Origin of the sequence: Pseudomonas nicosulfuronedens, assembly GCF_005877905.1 — a bacterium.
Taxonomy (GTDB): Bacteria; Pseudomonadota; Gammaproteobacteria; order Pseudomonadales; family Pseudomonadaceae; genus Pseudomonas; species Pseudomonas nicosulfuronedens.
Genome location: NZ_SWDV01000031.1, coordinates 57377 through 70018, shown reverse-complemented (window position 1 = coordinate 70018; position 12642 = coordinate 57377). Strand labels below are relative to the sequence as shown.

The 12642-nt window shown below is 64.3% G+C and carries 14 protein-coding genes; 7 read left to right on the top strand and 7 right to left on the bottom strand.

All coding sequences use genetic code 11. The features are described 5' to 3' along the window. Window positions 1-113: 113 nt before the first annotated feature. Entirely contained in the window at window positions 114-692 is a 579-nt protein-coding gene (locus FAS41_RS21960) for a TetR/AcrR family transcriptional regulator (RefSeq protein WP_138525532.1), read from the bottom strand. Between the two features lie 123 nt (window positions 693-815). Here FAS41_RS21960 and FAS41_RS21955 point away from each other — a divergent pair, with 123 nt between their 5' ends. Further along, window positions 816-1253, top strand: coding sequence for a hotdog fold domain-containing protein (locus tag FAS41_RS21955; protein ID WP_138525531.1), 438 nt, complete (start codon window positions 816-818; stop codon window positions 1251-1253). A gap of 11 nt (window positions 1254-1264) precedes the next feature. Next, window positions 1265-2119 (top strand): alpha/beta hydrolase family protein, encoded by an 855-nt coding sequence (locus FAS41_RS21950; RefSeq protein WP_138525530.1) that lies wholly within the window; start codon window positions 1265-1267, stop codon window positions 2117-2119. Window positions 2120-2133: 14 nt separating this feature from the next. Here FAS41_RS21950 and FAS41_RS21945 read toward each other — a convergent pair whose 3' ends face one another. The 3 genes from FAS41_RS21945 to sohB form a co-directional block, all read right to left on the bottom strand. Continuing rightward, on the bottom strand, window positions 2134-2781 hold the full coding sequence (locus FAS41_RS21945; protein WP_138525529.1) for a hypothetical protein: 648 nt from the start codon (window positions 2779-2781) through the stop codon (window positions 2134-2136). Between the two features lie 21 nt (window positions 2782-2802). Further along, complete coding sequence (locus tag FAS41_RS21940; protein WP_138525528.1) at window positions 2803-3795, bottom strand: YhdH/YhfP family quinone oxidoreductase; 993 nt, start codon at window positions 3793-3795, stop codon at window positions 2803-2805. A gap of 74 nt (window positions 3796-3869) precedes the next feature. After that, window positions 3870-4898 (bottom strand): protease SohB, encoded by a 1029-nt coding sequence (sohB, locus tag FAS41_RS21935; protein ID WP_138525527.1) that lies wholly within the window; start codon window positions 4896-4898, stop codon window positions 3870-3872. 211 nt (window positions 4899-5109) lie between these two features. Between sohB and FAS41_RS21930 the strand changes: the two genes are divergently transcribed. From FAS41_RS21930 to FAS41_RS21915, 4 genes are all read left to right on the top strand, one after another. Next, window positions 5110-5820: a histidine phosphatase family protein gene (locus tag FAS41_RS21930; RefSeq protein ID WP_138525526.1), complete on the top strand. Its 711-nt coding sequence runs from the start codon at window positions 5110-5112 to the stop codon at window positions 5818-5820. Window positions 5821-5878: 58 nt separating this feature from the next. Further along, a complete protein-coding gene (locus FAS41_RS21925; RefSeq protein WP_081516542.1) occupies window positions 5879-6190 on the top strand; it encodes an SCP2 sterol-binding domain-containing protein in 312 nt (103 codons plus the stop codon). A 323-nt stretch (window positions 6191-6513) separates the two neighbouring features. Further along, a complete protein-coding gene (locus FAS41_RS21920) occupies window positions 6514-7581 on the top strand; it encodes a phosphotransferase family protein (protein ID WP_138525525.1) in 1068 nt (355 codons plus the stop codon). Window positions 7582-7608: 27 nt separating this feature from the next. Beyond that, window positions 7609-8376 (top strand): SDR family oxidoreductase, encoded by a 768-nt coding sequence (locus FAS41_RS21915; RefSeq protein ID WP_045208354.1) that lies wholly within the window; start codon window positions 7609-7611, stop codon window positions 8374-8376. Window positions 8377-8481: 105 nt separating this feature from the next. On the opposite strand, the gene FAS41_RS21910 is transcribed toward FAS41_RS21915, so the two are convergent. Further along, a complete protein-coding gene (locus FAS41_RS21910; protein ID WP_138525524.1) occupies window positions 8482-9126 on the bottom strand; it encodes a hypothetical protein in 645 nt (214 codons plus the stop codon). A 156-nt stretch (window positions 9127-9282) separates the two neighbouring features. Here FAS41_RS21910 and FAS41_RS21905 point away from each other — a divergent pair, with 156 nt between their 5' ends. Further along, on the top strand, window positions 9283-10065 hold the full coding sequence (locus FAS41_RS21905; RefSeq protein ID WP_138525523.1) for a TSUP family transporter: 783 nt from the start codon (window positions 9283-9285) through the stop codon (window positions 10063-10065). 23 nt (window positions 10066-10088) lie between these two features. Here FAS41_RS21905 and nudC read toward each other — a convergent pair whose 3' ends face one another. After that, entirely contained in the window at window positions 10089-10928 is an 840-nt protein-coding gene (nudC, locus tag FAS41_RS21900; protein ID WP_138525522.1) for an NAD(+) diphosphatase, read from the bottom strand. Then, complete coding sequence (locus FAS41_RS21895; protein WP_138525521.1) at window positions 10928-12601, bottom strand: FimL-related protein; 1674 nt, start codon at window positions 12599-12601, stop codon at window positions 10928-10930. Before FAS41_RS21895 ends, nudC begins: the two co-directional genes overlap by 1 nt. Window positions 12602-12642: the final 41 nt, after the last annotated feature.

Sequence of the window (12642 nt, the reverse complement as noted above, 5' to 3'; positions counted from 1 at the left end):
TTTCGTAGGAGCGGAGCTTCTCCGCGAAATCCTGGCGGAGCCAGGACAACCTGCCAGGCAGTGCACCGGCCTATCGGCCGGATCGCGGAGAAGCTCCGCTCCTACAAAAGCGATCAGGCCTTCACGCTCTCCCAGGCGATCTGCGCCAGCTGATCCCGGCAATCGATCAGGCCCACCTTCGTCCGCCCGGCCAGCCAATTGCGCGCGTAGTCCTGGCTCGGACCAATCACCACCGAGTTGAACAATTCCGCCGCGAGCTCCTTGAATGCGCCAGCCCTGCGGTGCTCGGAAAGCAGCCCGGCGATACGCCGCCCCTGCTCGCGGTTGGCCTCGCGCAACGCCTCGCCCACCTCTCCCGCCTCGACACGGCCCCGGCTGTGCAGAATGAAACGTGCCCAGTCCGGGTTGGCCGCCACCCAATCGACGTAACAGGTGACGAATAGTTTCACGCAGGCCTCCGCGCTCATTCCCTCCTCGATCCCAGCGTCCAGCAGCGCCGCGTACTGGCCAACACCCGTGAGGTACAGCGCGCCGATGATGCGCTCCTTGTTCCCGTAATGGTGGTAAAGGCTGCCAATGCTGGCGCCGGAGCGATCGCGGATCATCTCGATGGTGGTGGCATCCACGCCGGATTCGCTGAAGCAGGCCAGCGCGGCCTGGAGAATGTCATCTTTTCGGGAAGGTCGGGCCATGGGGTTCCTGTTGGAAAAACCACTCGCACATAATTCTAGAATATTTTTCTAGAATTACTTTCTAATCTTCGTATACTGCCTGGGCGCGCATCCATCTTCAATCCGCTTTGCCCCGGAGTTGCCATGAGTCAGATGATGCAAATGTACCAGCAGGCCGGCCCCGCGCAGTTCAGCGCCATGATCGGCCAGGTCGCTCCCTACTTCGCCAGCATCGCCCCGCAGTTCGTCGAACTGCGCCCAGGCTATGCGGAAGTGACCTTCCCCAAACGCCGCGAAGTGCTCAACCACATCGGCACCGTCCACGCCATTGCCCTGTGCAACGCCGCTGAGCTGGCCGCCGGGACCATGACCGACGTATCGATCCCCTCGGGACGCCGCTGGATTCCCCGCGGCATGACGGTGGAATACCTGGCCAAGGCTGACGGCGACGTGCGTGCCGTGGCGGATGGCCGGGCGCTGGACTGGAACCAGGAAGGCGACGTGGTCGTTCCGGTGCTCGCCTACGTCGGCGACAAGAAGGTCTTCCGTGCCGACATCACCATGTACATCAGCCAGGCCTGAGGGACTGCACCATGATCACCCCGCTTCCTCGTCCACTGGACAATGGTGACGGCCACAGCCTGTCCAGCCACTGGTACTACCCACCCGGAGAAGCTCGCGGAGCGGTGCTGATCGTCCCCGCCATGGGCGTCGAGCAGCGTTTCTACACGGCCTTCGCCAACTGGCTGGCCGAGCGCGGCTACCTGACCGTGACCTTCGACTACGTCGGCATGGGCAAGTCCCGCGCCGGCCACCTGCGTGACCTGGACGTCGACATCCTCGCCTGGGGCAACCACGATTGCAGTGCGATGCTCGACGCCGTGGTCGAGGCCGCCGGCGACCTGCCGGTGTTCTGGATCGGTCACAGCCTCGGCGGGCAGATACTGCCCTTCGTACGCGGCACCGAACGCATCCACCATGCCTTTACCATCGCCACCGGCAGCGGCTACTGGCGCGAGAACACCAAGGGACTACGGCACAAGGCCTGGCTGCTCTGGTACCTGCTGGCGCCGACCATCACGCCAGTGCTGGGCTACTTCCCTGGCAAGCGCCTGGGCGTGGTCGGCGACCTGCCTCGCGGAGTGATCGAACAATGGCGGCGCTGGTGCCTGAATCCCGAGTACTCGGTGGGTGCGGAAGGCGGCGCGGTGCGCGAGGCCTACTCCTCGGTGAGTACGCCCATCACGTCGATCTCCTTCACTGACGACGAGATGATGTCCGGGCGCAACACTGAATCACTGCACGGTTTCTACCGTGGCTCGCGGAAAACTCTGAAGCGAATTGCGCCAGAAGACATCGGCGTGAAACGCATCGGCCACTTCGGCTTCTTCCGCAGCCAGTTCGCCGATTCGCTGTGGGCGGATTACCTGTTGCCAGACCTGGGTTGAATCAGTAGCTCCAGTCAGCGAAGCAAGGCTTCCAGCGGTGAAAGTATCCGTTCTCCGCTGGACGTCATGATCTCGTCGATATGAAGACCGAGAGAAGATGACCTACCTACCAGAACGTAGGCGGCACGCGCTGGCAATGTCCCATAGCGTTCCTGTTGGACACAGGCGTGCTTGAACAGGGATCGCTTCAGATCCTCACCCACCAATCGGTAGTGACAAGTACGACGACTGTTGGTGTGCTGCTTTTCCAGAGTGACAGTCACGGACTGAGGCCGTCCCCAAAAGCGCGCCTGCAGGTCGCCTCCCGCATAGACCAGCACGATGAGACAGCACATGAACAGCAGTACAGGCGCCAACACTACTGCCAACCACCTCACCAATTGAGGCGTCTCAAGGGCGAAATGCCCACGATCAGTCAAGAGCGTCCAGTAGAAAGCGAGCGACAGAATCCCTGCGACCAATACTGAAGGGATCACTCCATCCGAGAGCCAGTCAGCAGTGGGAATGAAATCGGTAATTAATCCGTGTCCGAGCAGACCCAGCACGGCATAAGTGGACGACATCGCAATCAGACGCGCCCTCGAAGGGCTCTCGTTACCGAGAAATACTGACCTCCATCCCATTCCAAGGCCTCCTTGCCTCAGAAGAACAAAGGAGCCCATCGCGGGCTCCTTCGAGTTTCGTCAGCCCAGATTCACCAGCACCCGGCCGACCAGCTTGCCGGCGAGGATCTGGTGAATGGCGGCCGGCAGGTCGTCGAGCTTGACCTCGCGCACTGCCGCTTCGAGGTTGTCGAGCTTCCATTGCAGGGACAGCTTGTCCCACATGGAAGCCTTGACCACCAGCGGCAGCTCCACCGAGTCCACGCCCAGCAGGTTCACGCCGCGCAGGATGAACGGCAGCACGGTGGCCTTGAAGGCGGCACCGGCGGTCAGGCCGCAGCAGGCGACGCTGCCGCCGTACTGAAGCGACTTGACCACGTTGAACAGGATGTCACCGCCCACAGTGTCTACCGCACCGGCCCACTGCTCACGCAGCAGCGGCTTGTCGACGCCGTCGGAAACGGTAGCTCGATCCAGGATCTGTCGCGCGCCAAGGCGGTTCAGCAGCTCGGCCTGTTCCAGCTTGCCGGTGGCGGCGGCCACGGTGTAGCCCAGTTGCGCCAGCAGCATTACCGCGATGCTGCCCACGCCACCGGTGGCGCCAGTGACCAGGATCGGCCCGGCGGACGGCGTGACGCCGGCACGCTCCAGCTTGTCGACGCACAGTGCGGCGGTCAGGCCGGCGGTGCCGAGGATCATCGCTTCGCGCAGCGACAGGCCCTGCGGGCGCTTGATCAGCCAGGCGGCGGGCACGCGGATGTACTGGCCGAAGCCACCCGGCGTGTTCATGCCCAGGTCGTAGCCGGTGACGATGACTTCATCGCCGGGGGCGAACTCACCCACCGAGGAGGACTCCACTACACCGGCGGCATCGATGCCGGGGGTGTGCGGATACTTGCGGGTGACGCCGCGGTTACCGCTGGCAGACAGCGCATCCTTGTAGTTGAGCGAGGAATACTTCACCCGTACCAGCACTTCACCCGCCGGCAGATCGGCAACCTGCCGCTCGGCCACCTGCAGGTCATACACGCCATGTGCGCTCTCCGTGACCCACAACGCCTTGAATGCACTCATCTCGACCCTCCTCTTTCGAATTCGCTAAAACGGGCGCTATCCCGGCGCCCGACACCCAATCTTTGCCAGAAGCATCATTGCCAGAAGCGGCTGCGGCCCAGACGGTCCCACCAGGTCACCAGCACGCGATCGATCACGCCACTGACACCAACGCCGAAGCGTTCCTGGATGGACTTCTTCTGCACGTAGCTGAGCTGGTAGACATCCGCCTCGCGGGCGCGTTCGGCCAGGTATTCGTCACTGGTCTTGAGTTCGTCGACCAGCTTCTTGCCCAGCGCCGCCTGGCCCAGCCAGACCTCGCCGGTGGCGATTTCGTCGATGGCCAGTTGCGGGCGGTAGTGGACGACGAAGCGCTTGAACAGTTCGTGGGTGGTTTCCAGGTCTTCCTGGAACTTCTCCCGGCCCTTCTCGGTGTTCTCGCCGAACACGGTCAGGGTGCGCTTGTACTCACCGGCGGTGAGTACCTCGAAATCGACGTCGTGTTTCTTCAGCAGACGGTGGATGTTGGGCAACTGCGCCACGACGCCAATGGAGCCGAGGATGGCAAAGGGCGCGGAAAGAATGCGCTCGCCGATGCAGGCCATCATGTAGCCGCCGCTCGCCGCGACCTTGTCCACGCAGACAGTCAGCGGCACGCCGGCCTGGCGGATGCGCGCCAGCTGGGAAGCGGCCAGGCCGTAGCCGTGAACCATGCCGCCGCCGCTTTCCAGGCGCAGCACCACTTCGTCGCGCGGCGTGGCGAGGGTCAGCAGCGCGGTCACCTCATGGCGCAGCTGCTCGGTGGCGGAGGCCTTGATATCGCCATCGAAGTCGAGCACGTAGACGCGGTTCTTTTCGCCGCCCTTCTTCTTTTTCGCTTCCTTCAGGCTTTTCGCCTCGGACTTGCGCAGGGCCTTGAGCTTGGCCTTCTCCAGCACGCTGTGCTGCAGGCGCTCGCGCAGCTCCTTGTAGAAGTCGTTGAGCTTGTGAACTTCAAGATGCCCGCTGCCGCCGCGGCGACCGCGGCCGCGCAACGCGGCGATCACCACCAGGACGATGACGATGGCCACCACCACGGTGAAGGTCTTGGCCAGAAAACCCGCGTAATCCGCTAGAAACTCCACTCACATCCCCTTTTACAATTCTGTTCGCGCACGCACGACAAGCGCAGTGAATCCCGCAAGCATACCCACGCCGCAGGCCCGCCACCAGCGCTGGCAAACCGCTGTATCAGTCCAGCGAATGCCATTCAAACAAGCGTATGTTTTTTCGTTGACAGCCCCAGGTGATCCTCATAACCTCGCCGGAACTTTCAGCCCTGCCGGGATACTGCGCGTGGGAAGCATCTACCTGATTCGACATGGCCAGGCTTCGTTCGGTGCCGATGACTACGATGTGCTCTCGGCCACCGGCGTACGCCAGGCGGAAATCCTCGGCGAACACCTGGCCAGCCTGGGCCTGCGCTTCGATCGCTGCGTTGCCGGCGACCTGCGCCGCCAGCGCCACACCGCCGAAGCGGTGATGGGTCGGCTGAACGAAGCCGGGATCGCCACGCCTGCCCTGGAAATCGACTCCGCCTTCAACGAATTCGAAGCCGACGCGGTGATCCGCGCGCACCTGCCGGACCTGCTCGAGATCGAGCCGCAGGCGCTGCACATCATGCGCAATGCCGCCGATCACCGCGCCGAGTTCCAGCGCCTGTTCTCCAACGTGATCGCCCGCTGGGTGTCCGGCGACCATGACAAGGATGGCCTGGTCAGCTGGGCCGAATTCCTCGACACCGTGCACGGCGGCCTCAAGCGCCTGCTGGAGTCAGCCAGCGGCAGGGACACTATCGGCGTCTTCACCTCCGGCGGCACCATCACCGCGGTACTCCAGCAGGTGACCGGCATTCCGGCGCTGAACGCCTTCGAGCTCAACTGGCAGATCGTCAACACCTCGCTCAACCGCCTGAAGTTCCGCGGCAGCGAAGTGGCCCTGGCTTCCTTCAACAGTCACGTGCATCTGGAACTGTTGAAGGCGCCGGAACTCATCACCTATCGTTGAGAACCGGCCCCATGCGACCTCGACGTCGCGCGAGAAAACCTAGAAAAGGAATAGAACCATGAGTGTTGCTGACATCGTTTCCACCATGCAGAGCAAGTTCAACGCCAGCGCGGCCGCCGGCCTGGATCTGGTGTTCCAGTTCAACATCGAAGACGGCGACAACCACTACCTGGTCGTCAAGGACGGCACCTGCCAAGTCGTGCAGGGCGACGCCGAGTCCCCCAACGTCACCCTGATCATGGACAGCGAAACCCTCAAGGGCATCACCAGCGGCGAAACCGACGGCATGCAGGCCTTCATGGCTGGCAAGCTGCGCGCCGAAGGCGACATGATGCTGGCAATGAAGCTGGGCGAACTGTTCCCGGTCTGAGCCCGAGGCAACCGCCCCGCGCGACGCAAAAAACCGGAGTCCATGGCTCCGGTTTTTTTATGCCCGCGCGCCGCTGCAAGGCCCGGATCAGGCAGCCTGATCGGGGCCCAACACGAATACCAATAAGGGCTTTGTGTGCTTGTGACGGACGGGGTCGGACATTAGATTAGCCAATGATCACCCGGCGCCATCATTGCTTTGCCTGATCCTGCCACGATTCATCAGGCACCAGCACGACGCCGACTTGCGCGCATCCCCTCCGGCGCCTCGGGCCCGCGGGGAAGTCCAGTACAAGACGAGCTCCTAGATAAAAAGGGACCAGCATGTCGTTGACCGACCAGACCATCCGCTCCCGCGAAGGCGAAGAACTCGATGCCGCCGTGATCGACGGCTACCTCAAGGACCACATCTCCGGCCTGCAGGGTCAGCCGCGCATCAGCCAGTTCCCTGGCGGTGCCTCGAACCTGACTTACCTGATCCAGTACGACAACCAGGAGCTGGTCCTGCGCCGCCCGCCGTTCGGCAAGAAGGCCAAGTCGGCCCACGACATGGGGCGCGAGTTCCGCATCCTGAACCAGCTCAAGGACGGCTTCCCCTACTGCCCCAAGGCGTACGCCTACTGCACCGACGAATCGGTGATCGGCGCCGAGTTCTACGTCATGGAGCGGGTCAACGGCATCATCCTGCGCAGTGACCTGCCCAAGGAACTGAACCTCGACGCCGAGAAGACCACCGCCCTGTGCAAGAGCTTCATCGACAAATTCGTCGACCTGCACAACGTCGACTACAACGCCTGCGGCCTGGGCGACCTGGGCAAGCCCGAGGGCTACGTGCAGCGCCAGATCGGCGGCTGGATCGATCGCTACGAGAAGTCCCTGACCCCCGACGCACCTGCCTGGGAGCAGGTGAAGGTGTGGCTGCGCGAGAAGATGCCGGCCGATCATCACAAGCCGGGCATCGTCCACAACGACTACCGCTTCGACAACGTCATCCTCGACCCGAACAACCCGATGCAGATCATCGGCGTGCTCGACTGGGAGATGACCACCATCGGCGACCCGCTGATGGACCTGGGCAACACCCTCGCCTACTGGATCGAAGCGGGTGATCCGCAGCCGATGCAGATGCTGCGCCGCCAGCCCAGCCATGAGCCGGGCATGCTGACCCGCCAGCAGTTCGCCGACTACTACGCCGAGCGCGCCGGCATCCAGATCGACAACCTGGATTACTACTACACCTACGGCCTGTTCCGCCTGGCCGGCATCATGCAGCAGATCTACTACCGCTTCTTCCACGGCCAGACCCAGGACAAGCGCTTCGCCACCTTCATCCACGCCAACAAGCTGCTGGAACAGGTGAGCCTGCAAGTCATCGGCAAGTCCCGCCTGTAAAGGCGCCCCAGAACAAGGAGAACCCCCATGTCCAAGACCCAACTGTTCGACCTCGAAGGCAAGATCGCCTTCGTCTCCGGCGCCAGCCGTGGCATCGGCGAGGCCATCGCCAAGCTGCTGGCCCAACAGGGCGCCCACGTGATCGTCTCCAGCCGCAAGATCGACGGCTGCCAGGCCGTGGCTGACGAAATCGTCGCCGCCGGCGGCAAGGCCACCGCGATTGCCTGCCACATCGGCGAGATGGAGCAGATCCAGGCCGTCTTCGCACAGATCCGCGAGCAGTTCGGCCGCCTGGACATCCTGGTCAACAACGCTGCCACCAACCCGCAGTTCTGCAACGTACTGGACACCGACCTGTCGGCCTTCCAGAAGACCGTCGACGTGAACATCCGCGGCTACTACTTCATGTCCATCGAAGGCGGCAAGCTGATGAAGGCCAACGGCGGCGGCAGCATCATCAACGTCGCCTCGGTGAACGGCGTCACTCCCGGCGAGTTCCAGGGCATCTACTCGGTGACCAAGGCCGCGGTGATCAGCATGACCAAGGTCTTCGCCAAGGAGTGCGCGCAGTTCAACATTCGCTGCAACGCCCTGCTGCCGGGCCTGACCGACACCAAGTTCGCCTCGGCGCTGGTGAGCAACGACGCCATCCGCAACGTTGCCCTGCAGCGCATCCCGCTCAAGCGCGTGGCCGACCCGAGCGAAATGGCCGGCGCCGTGCTGTACCTCGCCAGCGATGCCTCCAGCTACACCACCGGCGTCACGCTGAACGTGGACGGCGGCTTCCTCGCCTGAGCCTGATCGAGGAAACGAAAAAGGGAGCCGATTGGCTCCCTTTTTTCATTTCCGAACGAGCGGCTCTTTGTAGGAGCGAGCTTGCTCGCTCCTACAGAAAAGCAGTCACTGCCAGTCTTTCAGCGCCTGATTCGCCGCCGCGTTCATTGGCTCGGCGGTCAACCCACCGGCCCCGTAGCGCACTGCGAAAACGGCCTGGTCGGCCAACGGCAGGTAGTTCACCCGGCCTGCCTTGGGCACGAAGGTCAGCAGGTCATGCTGGCCGTCGCGCAACCAGCGCCACAGATCGAGCCCCAGCACGTCGTCCGCCAGCGCCACCTTGCGCCCCAGGCTCTGCTGCTCCACGGCCAGGAAGCGGCCGCTGAGGTCCTGCAGGCGGTAACCCGGCGCCAGGCCGATCAAGCGTGCCAGCCCTTTCCATTCCAGCACCCGCGCATCCAGCTGCCAGAGGTCGCCAGCCAGTTCCACGCGACGCTCCTCATCGCCCTGCAGCACGGTGACGTCATAGCGCTGCTCACCGACCTTGTGAAAGCTCAGCGTCGCCAGCGGACGCTCTGCCGGCAGCGGGTCGTAGCTGCGCAGATCCCAGGCCACCAGCGCCACCAACACGGCGACAGCCACGAACAGCATGCCCGCCGTACCCCGCAACCAGCCGAGGAACCAGTGACGGTCGAACAGAATGCGGGCGGCTACCACCAGGGCCAACAGGGCCAAGAAGGCAACGACCCAGGCCAGACCGTCGTACTGCATCGAATGATTTCCTTCCTCGTAGAAATGCCGGCATTATGCGCACCGCATCCCTGCGCGGCCAGCCAGACCGTCGCAGCTTTCGGGCCCGTTAACGTTTCCCGCGCGCCATTCTTTACAAGAGAGTGGCGCCACGGGCCCCCGATCAAGGCCTGACCCATGCCCTTCGAACTCGTCGTAGACCCGACCACCCTCGTCATTCTCGCCGGCGTTGCCTTCCTCGCCGGCTTCATCGACGCCATCGCCGGTGGCGGCGGCCTGCTGACCATCCCTGCCCTGCTCACTGCTGGCGTCCCTCCGCACCTGGCGCTGGGCACCAACAAGCTGAGCTCGACCTTCGGCGCCGCCGTGGCCAGCCATACCTTCTACCGCCGCAAGCTGTTCCAGCCGCGCCAGTGGCGCAAGGGCCTGATCGCCACCGCCATCGGCGCAGCCCTGGGTGCCTGGGCTGCGCACCTGATGCCAGCGGAATGGCTGAACCGCATGCTGCCGGTGGTGGTGTTCGGTTGCGGCCTCTACCTGCTGTTCGGCAAGACACCCGAGGCGCCGCTGGACGCCAATCCGCGCATTGCCCAGCGCCGCCAGTGGCCACAGGGTCTGGGCCTGGGTTTCTACGACGGCGTGGCCGGGCCCGGCACTGGCGCCTTCTGGACTGTCAGCACCTTGCTGATGTACCCGCTCGACCTGGTCCGCGCCAGCGGCGTGGCGCGCAGCATGAACTTCGTCAGCAATATCGTCGCGCTGGCGGTGTTCATCGCCTCGGGTCAGGTGGTCTGGCTGCTGGGCCTGTGCATGGGCAGTTCGCTGATGGTCGGCGCCTATTTTGGCGCGCGCACGGCCATTGGCGGCGGTGCCAAGTTCATTCGTCCGGTATTCATTCTGGTGGTGCTCGCTCTGACCGTGCGCCTGGCCTGGCAGCACTGGTTCTCCGCCGCGGCCTGAGGCGGCCGTTGCGGCGCCTGGATTCAGGCGCCGCCGGGCAGGACAGGATCGGGACGACCGGCGCGGCGCGCCAGGTAGACCTCGATCAGGTAGCGGGCGATGGAGCGCTCGGCCGGCAGGCGCGGCAGCTCGTCGACGTGGAACCAGCGGGCATCCTCGATCTCGTCCGGCTGCATGACGATCTCGCCGCTGACGTACTCGGCGTGGTAGCCGAACATCAGCGAATGCGGGAACGGCCAGGGCTGGCTGCCCATGTAGCGGATATTGCCGATCTCCACGCCCACCTCTTCGCGCACTTCGCGCGCGACACAGTGCTCCACCGACTCGCCCGGCTCGACGAAGCCGGCCAGGGTGCTGTACATCCCCGGCACGAAGCGCGGCGAACGCGCCAGCAGCACTTCATCGCCACGGGTCACCAGCACGATCATGCTCGGCGACAGCAACGGGTAGCGCTGGATGCCACAGCTCTCGCAGTGCATGGCGCGGTCGCGAGGCAGGCGCTGGCTGGGCTGGCCGCAGCTGCCGCAGAAGCGGTTCTGCCGCCACCAGATACCGATCTGGCTGGCGAAGCCGAGCATGGCAAAGATGTCTTCCTCGGCCTGCATCATGAACTGGCGCAGGCCGATCCAGCTGGCGCCCTCCAGCGGATCGGTACGGTCGATTTCCAGCAGGTACACCGGCTCGCCGTCGAACTGGCCGACGGCATGCTCGGACAGCACCGAGAGGTCCTGGCGCTTGAGCCAGTCACGGGGAAACAGCACACCGTTGCTGTCGGCGAGGAACTGCTGCTGGCAGTGGGCGAGCGCCCAGCCGCCGTTCGCCGCGACCTCGAACATCGAGGACTCCCAGCGCCCGGTACGCATCAGGCTGCCACCGTCAGGCCCAGGGCCTTGACGCTCTCGCTGGCGACGTCCAGGACGTCGGGTTGGCCTTCAGGCCGCATCATGGCTCCACCCTCCAGGTAGTACTCCAGGCCGGTCAGTGCATCCGCCAGGGTCTCCAGCATCTGCTCGGACGGCATCTGGGTCGTCTCGATCATCTGCCCCTGAATGTAATCGGCACAGGCGCCCACGAGCAATGCCGCGCGCTCCTGACCGAGGAACCACAAGCCACCACGCACCGCTTGCAGGCTGACCGGGACGTTGGCCAGGTGCAGTTTGTCGCCATTGGATTCCAGGTACGCGGTAATCGCGCGCTTGGCCAGCGCCAGGCCCGCCTGGGCCTCGTCGATCACCACGATGCGCGCCTCGGCGAGCTGGTGCACAGCGAAGGAGTCGTCCTCCCCCATCGGCGTCGGACGCGTGCTCATGCGCTCGCCCCGCTCCAGATTGCCGACCATGCTCTCGACATACAGCAACGCATCGGCCAGGGAGTTCAGCGCAGCAGGGTCGTCCACCGTTCCCCTGGAGACCCAGCCGGCGACCACGCCATGCTGGTGCTGCAGCGAAGTGGCGGCAGAGTTCAGGCCAACCATGCCCAGGGTCTTGGCCAGCTTGCCCAGCTGGGCGTGCAGAATGCCCAGCGCATCGGCCTGGGACACGCCGCGCTCGATCAGGTCGAGCTGGTCCTTCACGGCGGTGAGTTCCTCGCGGATTGCCACCGATAGCGAGCGCATCACCGATTGGCCAGGGCCGGACAGGCGCTGCGACTCGTCCTCGAGCAGGTGATCGGTAAACGGCAGCGGCGCCAGGCCGAACACCTGGCGCAGCTCGGTGGCGCGCACACCGCTGGTATCAGCCAGCGTGGTGAGATACAGGAGCTCCTTGAGCAATTGCCGCGGCGCTTCGTACTGCGGGTTGACGATCAGTTGCTTGAGCTCGCGATCCAGACGCGAAAACACCAGCTTGCGCGTCTTGCGCGGCAGCATCTGCGCGTCCACCAGCGACTCCAGCGCGCCTGCACCGACCCAGCACAGGCGAGTGCGCGCGGCACTGCCCAGCAATACGTCGAGCTTGCCCAGCGCACGGCCCATGAGCTTGAGGCTGGGATAGAGATTCTGTTCCCGGATCAAACCCACCAGGCCGACCTGGTACATCTGCCGCAGGCGGCGGACTTCGCGGGCCGGGTCGTCCACCTGTGGCGCGGTGACGGCGCGCAGCGGGCGCGGCAGGTCCAGACGCGCGCTGAAGAAGAAGCTCTCGGGCAGCGCGGGCTGGCCAGCGGCCTGGCGCACGTCGTTGATCGCCGGCAGCAGAAGCTCGGGGATTTCCTGGCGGTGTGCCTCGAGGTTTTCCAGGTAGCGGCGCAGCACGTAGAGCGCGTTGCCGAGCGCAGCCAGCTGGCCGTCGCGGTCTTCACTGACCCCGGTCGGAATGTCGGTGGCCAGGTCCAGCGCTTCCTGCGCCAGCAATTCAGCGCCGGCCAGCTCGATGAGATTGAGCGTGCCGCGGATCTGGCTCAGGCAATCAACGGAATGTTGCAGCAGGCTGCCGTTCTGGCGCTCGGCGATGAAGTGCTCGAGATTCTGCTCGGCCTCCTCCATCGTGGCGAACAGCTCGTCGCGGACCAGACTGAGGGACGTGGCTCCAGTAACCATCGGCCTAGTGCGCCTCCTGCGCGCAAGAAGAGTGAACGGAC

Coding starts and splice junctions, on each gene's coding strand:
- FAS41_RS21960 (WP_138525532.1), bottom strand. CDS start 692: ATGGCCCGACCTTCCCGAAAAGATGACATTCTCCAGGCCGCGCTGGCC.
- FAS41_RS21955 (WP_138525531.1), top strand. CDS start 816: ATGAGTCAGATGATGCAAATGTACCAGCAGGCCGGCCCCGCGCAGTTC.
- FAS41_RS21950 (WP_138525530.1), top strand. CDS start 1,265: ATGATCACCCCGCTTCCTCGTCCACTGGACAATGGTGACGGCCACAGC.
- FAS41_RS21945 (WP_138525529.1), bottom strand. CDS start 2,781: ATGGGCTCCTTTGTTCTTCTGAGGCAAGGAGGCCTTGGAATGGGATGG.
- FAS41_RS21940 (WP_138525528.1), bottom strand. CDS start 3,795: ATGAGTGCATTCAAGGCGTTGTGGGTCACGGAGAGCGCACATGGCGTG.
- FAS41_RS21925 (WP_081516542.1), top strand. CDS start 5,879: ATGAGTGTTGCTGACATCGTTTCCACCATGCAGAGCAAGTTCAACGCC.
- FAS41_RS21920 (WP_138525525.1), top strand. CDS start 6,514: ATGTCGTTGACCGACCAGACCATCCGCTCCCGCGAAGGCGAAGAACTC.
- FAS41_RS21915 (WP_045208354.1), top strand. CDS start 7,609: ATGTCCAAGACCCAACTGTTCGACCTCGAAGGCAAGATCGCCTTCGTC.
- FAS41_RS21910 (WP_138525524.1), bottom strand. CDS start 9,126: ATGCAGTACGACGGTCTGGCCTGGGTCGTTGCCTTCTTGGCCCTGTTG.
- FAS41_RS21905 (WP_138525523.1), top strand. CDS start 9,283: ATGCCCTTCGAACTCGTCGTAGACCCGACCACCCTCGTCATTCTCGCC.
- nudC (WP_138525522.1), bottom strand. CDS start 10,928: ATGCGTACCGGGCGCTGGGAGTCCTCGATGTTCGAGGTCGCGGCGAAC.
- FAS41_RS21895 (WP_138525521.1), bottom strand. CDS start 12,601: ATGGTTACTGGAGCCACGTCCCTCAGTCTGGTCCGCGACGAGCTGTTC.